The sequence below is a fragment of the Flavobacterium franklandianum genome (assembly GCF_007097365.1).
GTDB classification, from domain to species: domain Bacteria; phylum Bacteroidota; class Bacteroidia; order Flavobacteriales; family Flavobacteriaceae; genus Flavobacterium; species Flavobacterium franklandianum.
In genome coordinates this window covers 73,170-91,729 of record NZ_VJZR01000012.1, presented here as the reverse complement: position 1 = coordinate 91,729, position 18,560 = coordinate 73,170, and the positions used below count along the sequence as shown (strand labels likewise).

At 33.8% G+C, this 18,560-nt stretch carries 14 protein-coding genes; 4 read left to right on the top strand and 10 right to left on the bottom strand.

Going from position 1 to position 18,560, the window contains the following annotated elements; genetic code table 11:
• Window positions 1-108 precede the first annotated feature (108 nt).
• The 3 genes from FNW17_RS12840 to FNW17_RS12830 all read right to left on the bottom strand — a co-directional run bounded on the left by FNW17_RS12840 (window position 109) and on the right by FNW17_RS12830 (window position 3,745).
• Complete coding sequence (locus FNW17_RS12840; RefSeq protein ID WP_144071840.1) at window positions 109-2,595, bottom strand: DUF5686 and carboxypeptidase regulatory-like domain-containing protein; 2,487 nt, start codon at window positions 2,593-2,595, stop codon at window positions 109-111.
• Window positions 2,596-2,695: 100 nt separating this feature from the next.
• A complete protein-coding gene (gene aroQ / locus FNW17_RS12835) occupies window positions 2,696-3,109 on the bottom strand; it encodes a type II 3-dehydroquinate dehydratase (protein WP_143391931.1) in 414 nt (137 codons plus the stop codon).
• A 72-nt stretch (window positions 3,110-3,181) separates the two neighbouring features.
• Window positions 3,182-3,745, bottom strand: a complete 564-nt coding sequence (locus FNW17_RS12830) for a porin family protein (protein ID WP_144071839.1) — start codon at window positions 3,743-3,745, stop codon at window positions 3,182-3,184.
• A gap of 970 nt (window positions 3,746-4,715) precedes the next feature.
• Here FNW17_RS12830 and FNW17_RS12825 point away from each other — a divergent pair.
• Both FNW17_RS12825 and xerD read left to right on the top strand, forming a co-directional pair.
• Entirely contained in the window at window positions 4,716-5,315 is a 600-nt protein-coding gene (locus FNW17_RS12825) for a porin family protein (protein WP_143391929.1), read from the top strand.
• Between the two features lie 73 nt (window positions 5,316-5,388).
• Window positions 5,389-6,285, top strand: coding sequence for a site-specific tyrosine recombinase XerD (xerD, locus tag FNW17_RS12820; protein ID WP_126563193.1), 897 nt, complete (start codon window positions 5,389-5,391; stop codon window positions 6,283-6,285).
• Window positions 6,286-6,398: 113 nt separating this feature from the next.
• Here xerD and rny read toward each other — a convergent pair whose 3' ends face one another.
• The 3 genes from rny to FNW17_RS12800 all read right to left on the bottom strand — a co-directional run bounded on the left by rny (window position 6,399) and on the right by FNW17_RS12800 (window position 8,763).
• Window positions 6,399-7,961 (bottom strand): ribonuclease Y, encoded by a 1,563-nt coding sequence (gene rny / locus FNW17_RS12815; RefSeq protein ID WP_143391233.1) that lies wholly within the window; start codon window positions 7,959-7,961, stop codon window positions 6,399-6,401.
• 209 nt (window positions 7,962-8,170) lie between these two features.
• A complete protein-coding gene (locus FNW17_RS12805; RefSeq protein WP_143391232.1) occupies window positions 8,171-8,464 on the bottom strand; it encodes a cell division protein ZapA in 294 nt (97 codons plus the stop codon).
• A gap of 8 nt (window positions 8,465-8,472) precedes the next feature.
• Complete coding sequence (locus tag FNW17_RS12800) at window positions 8,473-8,763, bottom strand: hypothetical protein (RefSeq protein WP_143391231.1); 291 nt, start codon at window positions 8,761-8,763, stop codon at window positions 8,473-8,475.
• 178 nt (window positions 8,764-8,941) lie between these two features.
• Here FNW17_RS12800 and FNW17_RS12795 point away from each other — a divergent pair, with 178 nt between their 5' ends.
• Complete coding sequence (locus FNW17_RS12795) at window positions 8,942-10,636, top strand: M23 family metallopeptidase (RefSeq protein WP_144071838.1); 1,695 nt, start codon at window positions 8,942-8,944, stop codon at window positions 10,634-10,636.
• An 11-nt stretch (window positions 10,637-10,647) separates the two neighbouring features.
• Window positions 10,648-13,113 carry a TonB-dependent receptor gene (locus FNW17_RS12790; RefSeq protein WP_144071837.1) on the top strand — a complete coding sequence of 822 codons (2,466 nt, stop codon included), beginning with the start codon at window positions 10,648-10,650 and terminating at the stop codon, window positions 13,111-13,113.
• Here the strand turns inward: FNW17_RS12790 and FNW17_RS12785 are convergent, their stop codons facing one another.
• From FNW17_RS12785 to FNW17_RS12770, 4 genes are all read right to left on the bottom strand, one after another.
• Window positions 13,114-13,815: a hypothetical protein gene (locus FNW17_RS12785; protein ID WP_144071836.1), complete on the bottom strand. Its 702-nt coding sequence runs from the start codon at window positions 13,813-13,815 to the stop codon at window positions 13,114-13,116.
• Window positions 13,816-13,864: 49 nt separating this feature from the next.
• Window positions 13,865-15,733 carry an ABC transporter ATP-binding protein gene (locus FNW17_RS12780; RefSeq protein ID WP_144071835.1) on the bottom strand — a complete coding sequence of 623 codons (1,869 nt, stop codon included), beginning with the start codon at window positions 15,731-15,733 and terminating at the stop codon, window positions 13,865-13,867.
• A gap of 76 nt (window positions 15,734-15,809) precedes the next feature.
• Window positions 15,810-17,537, bottom strand: a complete 1,728-nt coding sequence (locus tag FNW17_RS12775; RefSeq protein ID WP_144071834.1) for a phospho-sugar mutase — start codon at window positions 17,535-17,537, stop codon at window positions 15,810-15,812.
• A 68-nt stretch (window positions 17,538-17,605) separates the two neighbouring features.
• Window positions 17,606-18,559: a glycosyltransferase family 2 protein gene (locus tag FNW17_RS12770; RefSeq protein WP_143391225.1), complete on the bottom strand. Its 954-nt coding sequence runs from the start codon at window positions 18,557-18,559 to the stop codon at window positions 17,606-17,608.
• Window position 18,560 lies beyond the last annotated feature (1 nt).

Sequence of the window (18,560 nt, the reverse complement as noted above, 5' to 3'; positions counted from 1 at the left end):
TTATAAAGTATTATTAATCAACATACCGTTTTTCAATTATAAATGATTTTAAAAACTATGAACTTCTTGATAAATTGGTACTTTTTTAAAATTGTATTTTTTTAAATTCTATTCCAAAACATTCAAGATTTTCAAACCAAACACAACACCATTTTCTTGAATTCCGTTTTGTAAAGAATGAACATAATCTAAGCGAAATACCTTCAATTTTCCAAAACCAAGATTGTCTAACCCAACCGTAAATTCTGTGTATGGTTTTCTGTCCGGAACAGCAAGTGAGTGAAATCCTAAAACCAAAGTCGAATTCAATTTGTTTAATAAAGGAATTTTGTTCATAATATAGCCTTTGTCGTTGTGCTCCAAATGCGCTTCGAAATAGGATTTATTCGTGCTGTTCGAATAATATGGCATTAGGTTGAAAACGTTCAAATAGCGTGCGCTAGTTCCCATATGTGTTCTATTTCCGTTGAAATGCTTGTAATCTACAAACGAAATATTATCACCGTGAATGAAAGTTCCTGCTTTCAGATTTATGCCTAAAGTTCCCTTGTTTCCAGCATCAAAATCATACCTAACTTGACCTGTAATCAATTGGTATTCGTATTTACTTTCATTAGATGCAAAAGCATTTTCATAGCCAAAAGTCAAAGTGGGGTAGTCGTAGTTGCGGATATTTAATTTCCCGTCTGGTCTTGAAATGTATTTGTTTCCAAAATTTATTTTTGCAAAAACAGCAGCTTTTGTGAGATGATGTTGTTCGAATGCAGGAATCAAATTTTCTTCTGGCAGCAACGGATTATTGGAGCTATAAATATCATCGCTTTTTATAAATGTATAATCTGTCGTGTTAAACAAAGGTTTTCGTTGCTGGTATTCTAAAGTCCCTTTAAAATAAAAATTATTTCCAACGTCTTGACCATAAGTTGCGCCAGCAAATTCCTTATTGTACAATTTCATATAATTGTCTTTAAAAAACAAAGTACTTACTGTGTTTATGAAGCTTGTAATAGGTTCTTCAGGATTGAATTGGTTTACTTTGCTTCCCCCAAAAACGGTTAGTGTTGCGTAATTTTGATTATTGAATCGATGGTAATAATCGGCAGTAGCGCGCAATCTATCATCCGAAAATCCATAATTGAACTTGGTGCTTATCGACGTCGTTTTTCCTTTTTCTTCTTCCGCTGCCCAATCACGGAAAGAAAATCCCGAATCCAGATTCCAACCCTGAAGGGTGTTGAAACTCAATGATGATAAATTGAGTAAACCATCATAATTAAACGATTTTTTTTGACTACTATTTTTCCAATGATAACCGGTAATTGGACTAAAAATTTTGAATTTATTTCCCTTTTTGTCAATAGAGTCCAAATAGGTTTTGGAGTTTCGAACAGTATGAACGCTGTCTTTTTTTATGTAATCGGTATTCTCTTCGATGGTAAGAGGAATTGGTCTGATTTTGTTCCAAAAAAACGTATCTTTTTTATTGGAATTGTCTTCAAAACTTACAATTTCATTGGTAAATGTTTTTTTTACAAACGCTTTTTCAAATTCGTAATTGCTGTAAACATAAGAGAATTTTCCGTTGAATTTTATTCCAAAAATACCCGCTGTAAATTCAAGACTTTGGGTGTTTTTTGCCCAAATTTTATTGTTTTTATTGTAGCTGAAGTTTTGTCTCAATTTCATCACATCTACAAATTCCTGGTGCATTCGATAGCCCTTGATGTCTAAATCTAACGCGTAAATAGCCCAAGAATCTTCGACAATATAAATGTAGCCTTCAAAAACGGGTTCGGCATCTCGCTTTGCAATGACTTTTATTTTGTTAATCATCAGGTTGTTTTCATCCTGAAATGTGCCTTCTAATTTGTATTTGTAATAGTTGAAAGCATTATCGGCAATAGGCGAAATTATTTTGCTGTCGAAGTCCAAAGTGTTGTCATAAAAATCATAAATCGTTGAACGGGCTGTGTTGTAACTGAAACCTTTGTTGTCTCCACTTACTTTTGAGGCAATAATTCGTTCCTTTAAATTGTCGGGTTTTTCAAAAATAATTTTCGAAACAGTTTCTGATAAATAAATTATCCCGGTTCCGGTTGAATCGACTGCGCCGTTTAAATCACCCACTTTTTGACCCAATATTTTTTTGGGTAAATCTTTGACTTTAAAAATGCCACGGGAATAAAAATCAGCTTTGAAACGAGCTGTTTTTTCAGAGTTTTCTTTTTTGCTGGCAATAGCTTGCCTGATTACCGCGTTGGCTGGATTATCTTTGGAGTTGATTAAAACTTCGGAAAGTGATAAATTTTCTTCTGCCAATTTTATGTTTTGAATAAAAGGAAAATTATCAATTGTGAGATTTATTTTCTGGGTTTTGAATCCTAAATATTGGAAAACGATAGTATGTTTTCCTGTTTTTTTGATGTTCAATTCGTAATTTCCTTGCTCATTCGAGGAAGTTCCGTTATAGGTGTTCTCTTCTAAAATAGTTACAAGCGATAGCGGAATTCCTTTATTGTCTGTAATAGTTCCTCTAATTTGTGCAAATGAAAAAAACGAAACTAAAAGAGATAGTAACAAGTAGGAATTTTTCATACAGTAATTTTTTCCTACAAATATACAAGTAGGACTCCATTACAATCATAAAATTTTGTTATTTAAATGCTAAACAAATCGTAACGAAATTAATGGGAAACTACAAAAAAGAAGTGATCGCCAATTCGTAACTTTTCATTCCAAAACCTAGAATTACACCTTTAGCATTTCCAGAAATATAAGATTGATGACGGAAACTTTCGCGCGAAAAAGTATTCGAAATATGTACTTCGACCACCGGAGTTGTTATGCTTTTTATGGCGTCGCCAATGCCAATTGAAGTATGAGTGTATGCGCCGGCATTGATAATAATTCCATCATATGAAAAACCAAATTCTTGAATTTTACCAATCAATTCGCCTTCGATATTACTTTGAAAATAGGTCAATTCCACGTTTGAAAATTTACTTTTCAAGATTTCAAGATACTCTTCAAAAGTTTGTGAGCCATATATTTCTGGTTCGCGTTTTCCCAATAAGTTGAGGTTTGGTCCGTTGATGATGCAAATTTTCATAAAATGTTTTTTGTAAAAATAAAAAAACCCTTCCATAAATTGGAACGGTTTTAATAAAATTTATTATTTTTCTTAGAATTTAATACCTGCTGAAACTTGAACAACAGAGTTTTTAACTTCAGCGTCCTTTGAGGCATCGGTTAATCCCAAGCAATAACGTCCCTGTATAAATAAATGATTAGTAATGTTTATACCTAAACCTCCAACGATTGCAAATTCGAAAGAATTTGCATCTCTGACGTCAAAATTATTTTTTTCGCTCAATAAAAAGGAAGTTTGTGGGCCTAATTCGATGCTTATGACTTTATTCAAATTGATTTTTGCCAAAACAGGAATGGATAAATAGCCCAATTCATTGTCGAATTCTTCAATTGCATTTTTGTAATTAGCTCCTTGTGTAGAATATAGTAATTCGGGTTGTATGGCGAAACTATCTATAAGTTTAATTTCTGCGATTAAGCCAGCGTGGTAACTTGTAATGGCTGAAGTTTTATAATTGGAACTGTTAATTGTTATTTCTGATCCTGTTTGATTTGCGTAATTTAAACCAGCTTTTATGCCTAATTTAAATATTTGTGCTTGCATATTAAAAGATGCTACAAGAAGTAAAACGGTAATTAAGATTGCTTTTTTCATAATTTTTTAATTGTATAGATTAGGGACTTAATTTAAAACTACATAATAGTATATATATTGTATTTCTCCAAAGTAATTCAACTTTTTTGTTTTAATATAGATGGATTCCATAAGTGGAAAATATAGAATATGATAAAAATAAAAGCTTTTAAACGAGTAATTATTAAAAAATAGGTTAATAAGTTTGTCGGTAACCCTTGAATCATGTTTATTACTTGTTTTTTTTGTTTTATTTTAAATTTGGATTATTAACTAAAAATAAAAACGAAAAAAAATATTTTATAGTAGTTTCGATTTTCACATCTGGTATTGCAAACGCACAAGATGTTCCAGATAATGGTTTCTAAAAATGGCTTATATGATTGATGATAAATGGGCTATTGGAGGTTTTTAGCTCTTGCAAGTCAAGACAATGCAAACAATAAAGTAGGTAATTTGGTATTGGTGCTTTCGCTCGTTATTATTTCTTGTATTTAGGCGCTAGTAAAAGCTTCAATGCTTATGGTGAAATTGGATTGGGTTATTCTTTTATCTCAACACAAATAAATAACGGAAACTAAAACACTAATAGTGCTATGAATGCCAACATCGATTTGGGATTGAACTATTTCTTTGCTTCTCATTGAGCAACAACATTCTAATTAGCAAATATTTTGAGCTATAACAACGTGAATCCTGAAAGTGGATCAAATTCAAGTGATTTAAATATAAACTTGTTTAATAACATTTTTGCTACTCCAGATTTCGGATTGTTGTACAAATGGTAATTTAAGTTAACTAAAGGCTGTTTGAAACAATCCGAAAGGGTGTTTTTTTATTGCATTTTGTAAGAAGATAATTTTATTGTATTGTAGGTTATTATTTCTTTTTTCGATTCATTTCTAATAATTTATACAGAAAATAGTCTAATAATAAAATATTTTATTAATTTTAACAAGTATTAGGTGTGTAATCTTTAAATATATAAATTATGAAAAAAATTATTTTAGTAGTCCTGTTAGCTTTGGCTTTTACTTATGGGTATTCACAAGAACAAGGAAAATTTAGAGTTGGTTTAGACTTAGGTTTTGTTCCTTCAGGAGGGGGTGGAGGAGTGATGTTTTCTTTAGAACCTAAATTCAATATTAATGACAATATGAATATTGGTTTAAGGTTTGGGATAGCAGCAATTGTTAAAGATATAAATACTGATGCTAATTCTCCCTCTGCAAAAGTTTCCGCTAGCGGTTCCTATGTTGGAACCTATGATTATTATTTTCATAAATCAGGCAGTTCTTTTGCCCCTTATGTTGGAGGTGGACTTGGTTACTATTCACTAGCAAATGTTGAAGTGGATGAAAATACTGGCGGTGATTCAACTACTGAATATTCACCTGCTGTATCTGGTGCATTTGGCGGTTTAATTCGTGGAGGTTTTGAATGGGCGGGATTTAGAATGGGGTTAGAATATAATTTTATTCCTGATTCTGATTTAGAAGATATAAACGGTGTTAAAAAAGGAACTGCAAAAAACGCCTATTTAGGTATCCACATCGGATTTTTTGTTGGAGGAGGAAAATGGGGGAAATAATTTTTTCTTTATAAAATCAAACCACGCATTTGCGTGGTTTTTTTATGTCCAAAAATAGCTTTACTTTGCTTATATGAACTGGAAAACAGATATCAAAAATTATCAGTCTTATCTTAGGATTGAAAGAGGATTATCTAAAAACACCATCGAAAATTATTCTTTTGATATAGAACGGTTGTGTCTTTTTTTGGAGGAAAATAATTTCTCAGTTTCGCCCATAAAGATAAGCGAAGAAACGATTCAGCAGTTTATTTATAGTGTTTCAAAAGAAGTAAATCCACGTTCGCAGGCCAGAATAATTTCGGGATTAAAAAGTTTTTTTAGCTATTTAATTTTTGAAGATTATCGCTTAGACAATCCCATGGAATTGATTGAAACTCCCAAAACAGGTCGAAAACTCCCCGATACTTTATCAGTCGATGAAATTGATGCTTTAATTTCGGCAATAGATTTGAGTTCCAATGAAGGCGAACGAAATCGAGCAATGTTGGAAACGCTTTATGGTTGTGGGCTTCGGGTTTCGGAATTGGTTTCCTTGAAGATTTCTGATTTATTTTTTGATGAGGGCTTCATTAAAATTACCGGAAAAGGGAATAAACAACGTTTAGTTCCCATAGGGAATTTGACTCAAAAATACATCCAAATTTATAGAGATTACAAACGAAATGATTTGAATATAAAGAAAGGTCACGAAGATACTTTGTTCTTAAATAGGAGAGGAAGTCAGTTGACAAGAGCAATGATTTTTACGATAATCAAAGGTTTAGCAGCTAAAATTGAACTAAAAAAAAGCATCAGCCCTCATACTTTGCGCCATTCGTTTGCCACCCATCTTCTGGAGAATGGTGCCGATTTGCGTTCGATTCAGTTAATGCTAGGGCACGAATCGATAACTACTACGGAAATTTATGTGCATCTGGATAGGAGGTTTTTAACAGAAGTAATCAATAATTTTCATCCGAGAAGATAGTTAGCAGACAGCAGATTTTAGGTTGCAGATAAAAAAAATGACTTTTGTTCAACAAGTCATTTTTTTAAATAATCTATGCTTTCATCTGAAAACGGCCACCTGCAATCTGAAATCTATTTTGCAATATTTACCGCTCTTGTTTCTCTAATTACGGTAACTTTTACTTGGCCAGGATAGGTCATTTCGGTTTGAATTTTTTGTGAAATTTCAAAGGATAAAGTGGCTGCATTTTCATCAGAAACCTTTTCGCTTTCTACAATCACACGTAGTTCTCTACCTGCTTGAATGGCATACGCATTTTTCACACCGCCAAATCCATAAGCTACTTCTTCTAAGTCTTTCAAACGTTGAATGTAGGAATCTAAAACCTGTCTTCTAGCGCCTGGTCTAGCACCTGAAATAGCATCACAAACTTGAACAATTGGCGATAACAATGATTTCATTTCGATCTCGTCGTGGTGTGCTCCAATAGCGTTGCAAACTTCTTCTTTTTCGCCATATTTCTCCGCCCATTGCATTCCTAATAAAGCGTGAGGTAAATCACTTTCGGCATCTGGAACTTTACCAATATCGTGCAGTAAACCAGCTCTTTTGGCTAGTTTCACATTCAATCCTAATTCGGCAGCCATAATTCCACAAAGTTTAGACACTTCGCGAGAGTGTTGCAATAAGTTTTGCCCGTAAGACGAACGGTATTTCATACGTCCAACCACTTTGATTAACTCTGGGTGTAATCCGTGAATTCCTAAATCGATTACAGTACGTTTACCCACTTCGATGATTTCGTCGTCAATTTGTTTGGTGGTTTTAGCCACCACTTCTTCGATACGTGCTGGGTGAATTCTTCCGTCAGTTACTAATTTATGCAAAGCCAAACGTGCAATTTCTCTACGAACGGGGTCAAAACAAGAAAGAATGATAGCTTCTGGTGTGTCATCTACAATGATTTCTACTCCGGTTGCGGCTTCAATTGCTCTAATGTTTCTACCTTCACGCCCAATAATTCTACCTTTTACATCATCAGATTCTATGTTAAAAACAGAAACGCAATTTTCTACAGCTTCTTCTGTTCCAACTCTTTGAATGGTGTTGATGATAATTTTCTTTGCTTCTTGTTGTGCTGTTAATTTTGCTTCTTCAATAGTGTCTTGAATGTGTGACATAGCCTGAGTTTTGGCCTCAGCTCTTAAGCCTTCAATTAACTGATTTTTGGCATCTTCAGTAGATAAACCAGCGATAACTTCTAGTTGTTGAAGGTGGCTTTTGTGCAATCTGTCAACTTCTACTTGTTTTTTGTCTAAAGTTTCAATTTTAGCTGTGTATTCTATTGTTTTTGTTTCAAAATCATCATTTACTTTCTTAGCTTTCGACAATTCATTCGAAACTTGGGATTCTTTGTCTCGAATTCTTTTTTCTACTTCCGCCATCTTTTGATCGCGAGAAAGGATTACTTGTTCGTGTTCTGATTTTAATTCGATAAATTTCTCTTTCGCTTGAAGTATTTTATCTTTTTTGATGTTTTCGGCTTCAAGATTAGCATCTTTTAAGATGGAAGTAGCTTCTTTTTTTGCGCTTTTAATCAAATTAGAAATGTTACTTTTTTCGATTATTTTGGCTAATCCAAAACCTCCTGCAATACCTACAATTCCTGAAATAATTATTGTTAAAATGTCCATAGTTGTTAAAATTTATATATAAAAAAAGCCTACATTAGATTGCTTGAATAAACTCGGAAATACAAGTTTTGAGCTAACTCGCTGTTCAAGCTTCCAAACTGAATTGGCTTGCTATAGTAACGATGATTTGCTCATTCTAAATTGTTAGTGTTGAGTTTACCAAATGTGAACTAATGTAGGCAGTATCTTAGTTTCTGTAAAGAACGTGTTTAATCTAGGAGATATTGATCTAAAAGCGCATTGATTTTTTTAATTCTTTCTATAGTTGCTACACCATCGATAGCATTATCAATTTGCTTTTGTTCTGTTTGAGACGCAAATTGCAAAGCACACATGGCTAGTACATCTTGTTTGTCGCGAACGGCATAATTTTCTTCAAATTGCTTTATCATCGTATCAATTTTCTTCGAAGCGCTTCTAAGTCCTTCTTCTTGAGAGAGTTCTACGGTTAATGGGTAGACTCTGTCCGCAATCGATATCTTAATTTTAAGCTTTTCGTCCATATCTTTTATTAATCTGATAGTTGTGCTATACAGTAATCAATTTCACGAATTAATGAATTTATTTTAAGCTTTGTATCTCTTTTATTCTCTTCACTGCCTAGTAATGCGTTGGCTATTTTTAGTGTTTCATACTGTGCTTTTAGACCTTCAATTTCTTGAGACTGATTTTGTATGATAGCTGCAGATTTTGTTAATTCAATTTTCAAATCTTGAGATTTTTTCTCCAAACTATTTATTTTTGCAAACAGTTTTTCAATCTTATTTTCAAGAGTATCAATTATTTCTACAATTACACTCATATTCTTCCTAAGTATTACTTAATCTTACAAAGTTAGTATTCCTTTTTATTTTTACAATATTTTATTAGCTTTTTTATATAAAAAAAATCAATTGTCAGTATAACAGTTGATTATAATTTTAGATGCCTATATAAATTTTTGTAAACTACTTTTTTTTATCTTAGCAAAAATGAATTCTATGAGATTTAACCTGTTTTTCATCCTTTTTTACGGTTCTGTTTTTGCCCAAGTCGATTATCCAAAAGATTATTTTAGTCCTCCACTGGATATTCCAATGCAGTTGTCAGGAAATTTTGGGGAATTGAGACCCAATCATTTTCATGCAGGTTTTGATTTAAAAACCATGCAAAGGGAAGGGTTAGAAGTTCATGCTGTGGCTGATGGCTATGTCTCAAGAATAAAAATTTCAACCTTTGGAAACGGTAAAACGATTTATATTACTCATTCTAATGGCTATACTTCGGTTTACGGTCATTTACAAAGAGCAACAGATGCGATAGAAGATTTTATCAAAAAAACGCATTATGAGGAACAATCTTTTGAAATTGAAAAGTATCTCAAACCAGGAGAATTAGTAGTCACGAAAGGGCAGACCATTGGATTTTCCGGAAATTCAGGAGCTTCTGAAGGGCCACATTTACATTTCGAATTTCGTGATAATGTTACCGAGAATATTATCAATCCAATGCTTTTTGGCTTTGATAAATTCTTGAAAGACACTAAAAAACCCATTATTTACAACATATATGTCTATCCTTTAGATAATGAAACTTTAGTAAATCAATCTAAAAGACCTTTATTGCTTAATCTTGTTTTACAGAGAGACGGAACTTATCTTGCTGATAAGGTCATTGCTAATGGCAGAATTGGTTTTGGCATCAATACTTTCGATTATGATGATGTTTCATTTAATAAGAATGGGGTGTATAAAGTGCAAACATTTTATAACGGAATGCCTAATTTTGGTTATCAATTTGATACGTATTCTTTTGATGAAATGCGTTATATAAATGCTTTGATAGACTATTCAATGTATAAAAAAACTCTGCAAAGAGTCCAAAAGTTGTTTATGAAAAGCCCTTTCAATTTAAGTATTATCAAAACAGATGCAAGAAATGGTATTGTAAATGTTGTGCCCAATTTGACTACTCAATACCGTGTAGAAGTTTCTGATTTTTACGGAAATTTGACCACCGTAACCATTCCAATTGTCAATGAAGTTTTGCCTGTTATTATAACCAAAGAACCTGTTTCTAAATATTTTGTAAAAGCAAAAAATGAATCCAATTTTACTAAAGAAAATATGTCGGTTTTCTTTCCACCAAATACTTTCTATGAAGATTTCAATTTGAATTTTGATGTTATAAACGACACTTTATTTCTTCATAGTGATACCGTTCCCGCACATTCTAATTTTACTATCGAAATCGAAGATCATAAATTCAGCGAAGCTCAAAGAGAAAAAGTGTTTATTGGCTCAATTGGTTCCAACAAGATTGGATATAATCATACCTTTCGAAAAGACAGTGTTTTTAAGATTAATGTTAAAACTTTAGGCAAATACGCTCTAGTTTTAGACATAATTCCTCCAAAAATCAGTATTTCAAAATCCATTGAAGGCAAATGGTTAACGGATAAAAAGTTTATTCAGTTCACTATTAGCGATGATTTATCAGGCATAAAATCCTATAATGGTTATTTGAACGGGAAATGGATTTTATTCGAATATGACAACAAAACCAAGAAAATAACCCATAATTTTAGCGACGGAATTGTTGCCGAAGGATCCAATGAATTAAAAATTATTGTGATGGATAATTTAGGAAATTCTACTATCTTTGAAACTCAGTTTTTTAGAAGTCAAAAACAATAAAATCAAATTCCTTGGGTTTAAATAAAATAATACTTGTTTTCCTTTTTTTCTGTTTAGGGTCAGTTGCTTTCGCTCAATCTGCTCAAATAAAAGGTGTTATTCTTGATAAAAATAATCAACCAGTTTCCAATGTTAATGTGTCGAGCCAAGATATTGGGACTAGATCCAATGTCAATGGTTTTTATATTTTGAAAGTTTCTGCAAATCAGAAGGTTGTCGTTGTTTTTTCGCATATTTCTTTAAAAAAAGCTACAGTTGCTATTACCCTAAAGCCAGATGAAGATTACGAGTTCAATTTGGTTATGAACGACAAAGATGAACAAATGGGTGAAGTAATTATTACTGTTAATAATAAAAAAAGAGTTCAAGGAGTTACAGTTTTAGAACCCGAAATGATTCGGAAAATTCCTGGCGCCAATCCAGGTGTCGAAAATATTTTAAAATCCTTACCAGGTGTAAATTCCAATAATGAATTGAGTACCCAATATGCCGTTCGAGGCGGAAATTATGATGAAAATTTAGTTTATGTAAACGAAATCGAAGTCTATCGTCCTTTCCTAATTCGTTCCGGTCAACAAGAAGGATTGAGTTTTACAAATACCGATTTAGTTCAAAATGTTGATTTTTCGGCCGGAGGTTTTCAGTCTAAATTTGGTGATAAATTATCTTCTGTTTTAGATATTACCTATCGAACTCCAATCCAATTTGGAGCGGTAGCCGAAGCTAGTTTGCTAGGTGCAAGCCTAGCCGTAGATGCGGTTTCTAAAAACGGTAAATGGTCTGAAGTTTCTGGAATTCGCTATCGCAATAATTCACTTTTGGTGGATAGCCAAGAAACGCAAACCAATTATACGCCCGTATTTGCCGATTTTCAAACGAATGTTAATTTTAAGCCTTCGGACAAATGGGAATTTAGTTTTTTAGGTAATATTTCTTCCAACGATTACAAATACCAACCCTTAAGCCGTCAGACCAATTTTGGTACTATTCAAGATCCAATGGCTTTGTTGATTTATTATGAAGGACAAGAAAAAGACAAATACACTACCGTTTTTGGTGCAGTAAAATCTACTTATACTGCCTCGAAAAACACTACATATAAATTGATTGCTTCTGCTTATCATACGCAAGAACAAGAATATTATGATATTTTAGCGCAATACCGTTTGGGCGAAGTGGATTCTAATTTTGGTTCTGAAAATTTTGGAGATGTTGCTTTCACTAGAGGAATTGGAGCACAACTCAATCATGCCAGAAATGATTTAGATGCTTTAATTATCAATACTGAATTAAAAGGAATTCACAATTGGAAAAAAAACCAATTCGAATGGGGAGCTAAATTTACCCGCGAATCTATTCGGGACAGAGTGATTGAATGGGAAGTGATTGATTCGGCTGGATTTTCTATAAATCCCCCTATTGAATTTTTACCAAAAAACGACCAACCGTATTCACCATATACAGGTCCATTGGTTCCGTATCAAAATGTGAGAGCGACAAATTTTGTTGACATCAACCGATTTTCGGGTTATGCCCAATGGAGTCGAAAAGGATATATTGGTAGCAACGAAGTTTGGATGAATGCGGGCGTTCGTTCTCAAAATTGGATGGTTTCTGGCGACAATATTACGAGTACAAACCAAATTACTTTTAGTCCAAGAGCGCAATTTTCGTTGAAACCCAATTGGAACAAGGATATGTTTTTTAGACTTTCAGGAGGATTGTACCATCAGCCGCCTTCGTATCGTGAATTGCGTGATGCTAATGGAGTTGTGCAACCCGATGTCAAAGCGCAACAATCCATACATATTGTTTTGAGTAATGATTATAGTTTTAAAATGTGGGATCGCCCTTTCAAAATGGTTTCGGAATTGTATTATAAATCCTTGACAGACGTGAATCCATATACTTTGGACAATGTTCGAATTCGTTATGCTGCCGCCAATAATGCAAAAGCCTATGCCGAAGGATTTGATTTTAGATTGAACGGAGAATTTGTTCCCGGAACTGAATCTTGGTTCAGCTTTGGCTATTTAAAAACCGAAGAAAATATTGAAAACAAAGGTTATATATCCAGGCCAACCGACCAAAGATTGAAATTTGCCCTTTTGTTTCAAGATTATATGCCAAAGATTCCAAGCATAAAATTATACCTGAATTTGGTTTACAACACAGGATTACCAGGTGGCTCGCCTTCGTATGCTGATCCTTATTTTTATCAAAACAGATTGCGAGATTATCGTCGTGCCGATGTGGGATTTTCTAAAGTTTTAATTGATGAACAAAATCCAACTTCAAAAAGATGGCTACAAAGTTTCAAAGAATTGGCCATTGGATTAGAAATTTTCAACCTTTTCGACAATCAAAACGCCATTACCAATACTTGGGTTCGTGATGTGTATTCCAAAAATCAATACGCGATTCCAAATTATATGACTACACGTGTTTTTAATGTGAAGGTCAATATGAGGTTTTAATCAAATCAAAATATCACTCTCCAAATCTGATTTTTCTATCGTAAAATCGAAACCCAATTGTTTTACCAATTGAATTACGAGGTTTTTATACCAGTTTTCTGACTTGGGATGGATGTAGATTTTTTCAATTAATTGATTGATGTCCACATTTATTTTTAGACCATCGTTCAATTTGATGTTGCTTTGAGTCACATCCGAAATGATGCGAACTTCTCTCTCGTACTGAAAACTTTTTCGCTTGAATAAGAAAGGGAAAAACATATCGTCAAACGGAATGTACTCTTTTTTGTAATCAATATAGTTCACTTCGCCAATGTACTGATCGTATTTTTTTTCCGGAATTACAGCATTTTGTAATCTTCCAATCGTAGATTGTATCGCTAAACCTTCACTGTTTTGAGTGAAAATTTGCCACATTGCAAACGATTCGTATTCGTTGATGTGCCAACTACTGACGGCTACTTTTTCGCGATGTGATTTGTAATAATTAAGAAATTCAGGATTATTTACAGAAAGTTTTTTTATTTCCTCGTAGGTTGGTTCGCTAAAAGTTCCTTCGTATTGATCTTCAAACTTATCCGAACGCGACATAAAAAGTTTCTGTGACATTAGTAAATCAAGAAACTTTGACAAGTCCAAGTATTTCCAAACAACGGTGTCGGGATCTTCGGGAAGACTTATGTTTTTGTTGTTAAGATACATTGCTGTTAAATTTCGTTTTTATAAAACCAAAAGTCTAAAATTTTAATTATTATTCAAACGACTGCATCGTTACCAATTTGGTATATGTTCCGTTTAAGGCAATCAGTTCTTCGTGAGTTCCTTGTTCGACGATTTCTCCTTTTTGCATTACCACAATCTTGTCTGCTTTTTGAATGGTCGAAAGACGGTGTGCAATCACAATCGAAGTTCTGTTTTGCATCATATTTTCTAACGCCACTTGCACGAATTTTTCACTTTCAGTGTCCAAAGCTGAAGTGGCTTCGTCCAAAATCATAATCGGTGGATTTTTCAAAACTGCTCGAGCAATAGACAATCGTTGTTTTTGACCGCCCGAAAGTTTGTTTCCGCTGTCGCCAATGTTGGTGTAAATTCCAAGTGGTAAATTTTGGACAAATTCATAAGCATTAGCAATTTTCAAGGCTTCGATAATTTCATCGTCGGTTGCGTCTAGTTTTCCTAGCGAAATATTGGCTTTTATGGTGTCATTAAACAAAATACTGTCTTGGGTTACCAATCCCATCAAACCCCGAAGAGACTGCAAATTCAAATCTTTAATATTAACAGCATCAATAGTAATTGTTCCATCATTCACATCATAAAAACGAGTCAATAAATTGGCAATCGTACTTTTTCCACTTCCAGATTGACCCACAAGCGCCACGGTTTGTCCTTTTTTAACTTCGAGTGAAAAGTTCTTTAAAACGGTTTCTTCTTCGTATTTGAAGTTGATGTTTTGTAGCACAATTTCAGAATGAAAAGTTGATTTTTCTACAGCATCAATTTTACTGGTAATTGTGTTTTCTTGTTCGAGAATTTCCAATACGCGTTCTGCTGCTGCATTTCCTCTTTTGATAGCATAAGATGCTTTGGATATGGCTTTTGCAGGAGTCAAAATATTATAAGCCAACCCCATATAAGCAATAAATGAAGCGCCATTCAATGTTTTTTCTATCAAAACCATATGTCCACCGTACCAAAGCAAAATAGCGATAACCATAATTCCCATAAATTCGCTTGCTGGTGAAGCTAGATTTTGTCTGTTGCCAATGCTATTTGATAAAACAAAAAATCGTTCCGTCGATTCTTGGAATATTTTGTTGAAATAGTTCTCAGAATTATAGCCTTTTACCACTTTCAATCCGCCAAGGGTTTCTTCGATAGTCGATAAAAATATGCCTTGTTCGTTTTGAGCTCGCGTTGATTTCTTTTTTAATTGTTTTCCAATAAGTGAAATAACATAACCCGAAATTGGAATGAAAACAAACACAAAAAGAGTTAGTTTTGAACTTATCATAAGCATTGCAATGATCGTAAAAATGATGGTCAATGGCTCTTTTACAGCAATTTCAAGAATAGAAAGGAAGGAATTTTGAACTTCATTTACATCGGCAGAAATCCTTGAAATGGTATCTCCTTTTCTTTTTTCGGAAAAGAAGGAAATAGGCAAATTGATGGTTTTTTTATACATAGCATTTCGCATATCTCTCAAAACACCATTTCTCAAAAAAGTGATAAAAAACATTGCTAAATAATCACTCAAATTTTTTAATAAAAAAACAGATATTATCACAACCACCATAATAGACAAGGTGTAACCTACGCCAAATGTTTGTGTTGTATTTGTTATGTAATAGGATAAATAATTCTCAAAAAAAAGTTTTGTGCTCTCAAAAAAAAGTTTTGTGTCCTCAACAAAATGTCCTGTATTTATAAATCCTTCATAAATAGGTTTTATTAAATTCTTCTTAGTTTGGTCAAATAAAACTTGCATCATAGGAATTAATGATACAAAAGACAGGGTTCCAAAAAGAGCATACAATACATTGAAAAATATGTTTGCGTAAGCATATTTTTTATACGGAATTATGAAGGGAACTATTTTTTTGAAATTACTCATTTAAATTGGTTTTTACCTTATGAGACCCGAAAGCTTTTGAGCTATCGGGTCTTTAGAAAAAATTAGTTGTATTTAATTAACTCAACTGCATAGCAGCAATGATGTTTTTGATTTTATTATCAAGAATAGTTTCCACTTCGGTGAAATCTTGAACGTTATCCAATTGCGAATTTACACTGATGTAAAATTTAATTTTTGGTTCTGTTCCACTTGGTCTAGCACAAATTTTCGAACCGTCTTCAGTATAATAAATCAAAACGTCCGATTTTGGAATGTTCATCGTTTCTTCTTCGCCTGTCAATAGATTTTTAGCAACAGATGATTTGTAATCTTCCAACATAATCACACGTTGTCCGTTGATTTCTTTCACAGGATTTTCACGTAAATCTACCATCATTTGATTGATTTGAGCTAAACCTTCCATTCCTTTTTTGGTAATCGAAATCAAATGCTCTTTATAGAAACCGTGTTCTACATATAATTGTTGTAATTCTTTGTAAATAGAACTTCCGCTAGCTTTGGCTTGAGCCGCCAATTCGCAAATCAATAAAGTGGCTGCTACTGCATCCTTATCACGAACAGCATCGCCTACCATATATCCAAAACTTTCTTCGCCACCACCAATGAATTCTAATTCCGGGAAATCTTTGATCATTTTAGCAATCCATTTGAAACCCGTCAGACCTACTTTGCATTCTACGCCATAAGCTGTCGCCAATTCCATAATCATTGGAGTGGAAACAATAGTCGAACCCACAAATTGTTTTCCGTTGATTTTGTCCTCTTTTTTCCATTCTTTCAATAGAAATGCAGTCATCAAAATCATCGTTTGGTTTCCGTTCAACAAAGTCATTTTGCCTTCGTTATTTCGAACTGCAACGCCCAATCTGTCGCAATCTGGGTCGGTTCCAACAACAATATCCGAGTTGGTTTTGTCAGCTAATGCCATTGCCATTGCCAACGCCTCCGGCTCTTCAGGATTTGGTGATTTCACCGTTGGAAAGTCGCCATTTGGGACTCTTTGTTCTTCAACGATATGTACGTTTTTATATCTCGCTTGCAAAAAAGTATCAGGAACTAAAGTAATCGAAGTTCCATGTAATGAAGTAAATACAATATTCAAATTGTCTTTGGCTTCTTGCGATGTTCCAAAACTTGCATTTTCGATAGTCGATTTGATGAAAGCTTGGTCGATTTCTGTATCGATATATTGTATCAAATCTTCGTTGGCGTCAAACTTAATTTGGTTGTAATTCAAATTTTCGATGGTGTTAATGATGTCTCCATCTTGCGGAGGCACGATTTGACCACCATCTTCCCAATATACTTTGTAACCGTTGTATTCCGGTGGATTGTGCGATGCAGTTAATACAATTCCACATTGACAACCTAAATATTTAAGCGCAAAAGACAATTCTGGAGTTGGTCGCAAATCCGAAAATAAATACACTTGAATGCCATTCGCAGAGAAAACATCGGCCACAGTTTTTGCCAAAGTCTTGCTGTTATGACGACAGTCAAAAGCGATAACGGCCTTCAAAGGTTGGTTCGGAAAAGCAATTTTTAAATAATCCGAAAGTCCTTGGGTGCTTTTTCCAAGCGTGTATTTGTTGATGCGATTGTTTCCAACGCCCATAACACCGCGCATTCCGCCTGTTCCAAATTCCAAATTTTTATAAAAACTTTCTTCTAAATCTTTTGGCGAAGAAGTCATCATTTCGATAACTGCTTCTTGTGTTTTTGTGTCAAATGTTGGCGTAAGCCATTCGTTTACTGCGTCTAAAATGTTTTGTTTGATTTCCATTTTATTTATTTTTTAAAATTGAATATTTTTTATAATGTTTTGAGGTCACAAATTGTGTTCTCAAGTTTTTAATTTATTTCCTTCGAAACCTTATAGCGTTCCTCATTGTTCTTGGTTCTTAAAATAATTTCGCCAAGAAATCCAGCCAAGAATAATTGTGTTCCTAAAATCATTGTGGTCAACGAAATATAAAACCAAGGATTGTTGGTTACTAAACTATATCGCATTCCGTTGTACATATGGTAAAGTTTAGAACATCCGATAAAACCAGCAGCAAAGAATCCAATAATAAACATTATTGACCCTAAAGCACCAAACAAGTGCATTGGTCTTTTTCCAAAACGGGACAGAAACCAAATTGTGATTAAATCCAGAAAACCATTGACGAAACGATCCATTCCAAATTTGGTCTCTCCGTATTTCCGGGCTTGGTGTTGCACCACTTTTTCGCCAATTTTTCCAAAACCGGCATTTTTTGCCAAAACCGGAATGTAACGGTGCATTTCGCCCGAAACCTCCACGTTTTTCACAACAATATTTTTGTAAGCTTTCAATCCGCAATTAAAATCGTTCAATTCTACACCCGAAGTTTTTCTGGCAGCCCAATTGAATAATTTAGAAGGAAGATTTTTTGAAACTATTGAATCGTATCTTTTCTTTTTCCAACCGGAAACCAAATCATAATTTTGGGCTGTAATCATTTCGTACAAGCCCGGAATTTCTTCGGGACTGTCTTGTAAATCAGCATCCATCGTGATGATGACATCGCCTTGGGCTTTGGCAAAACCAGCGTGTAAGGCTTGTGATTTTCCAAAGTTTTTCATAAAACGAATGCCTTTTACATTCGGATTTTCGGATGCTAATTCTTCGATAATTGTCCAAGAATTGTCAGAACTTCCATCGTCTATAAAAATAACTTCGTACGAATAATTGTTGGATTTCATTACCGAGATAATCCAAGTGTACAATTCTTTGATTGATTCGTCTTCGTTGAGAAGGGGTATGAGTATGGATAAATTCATT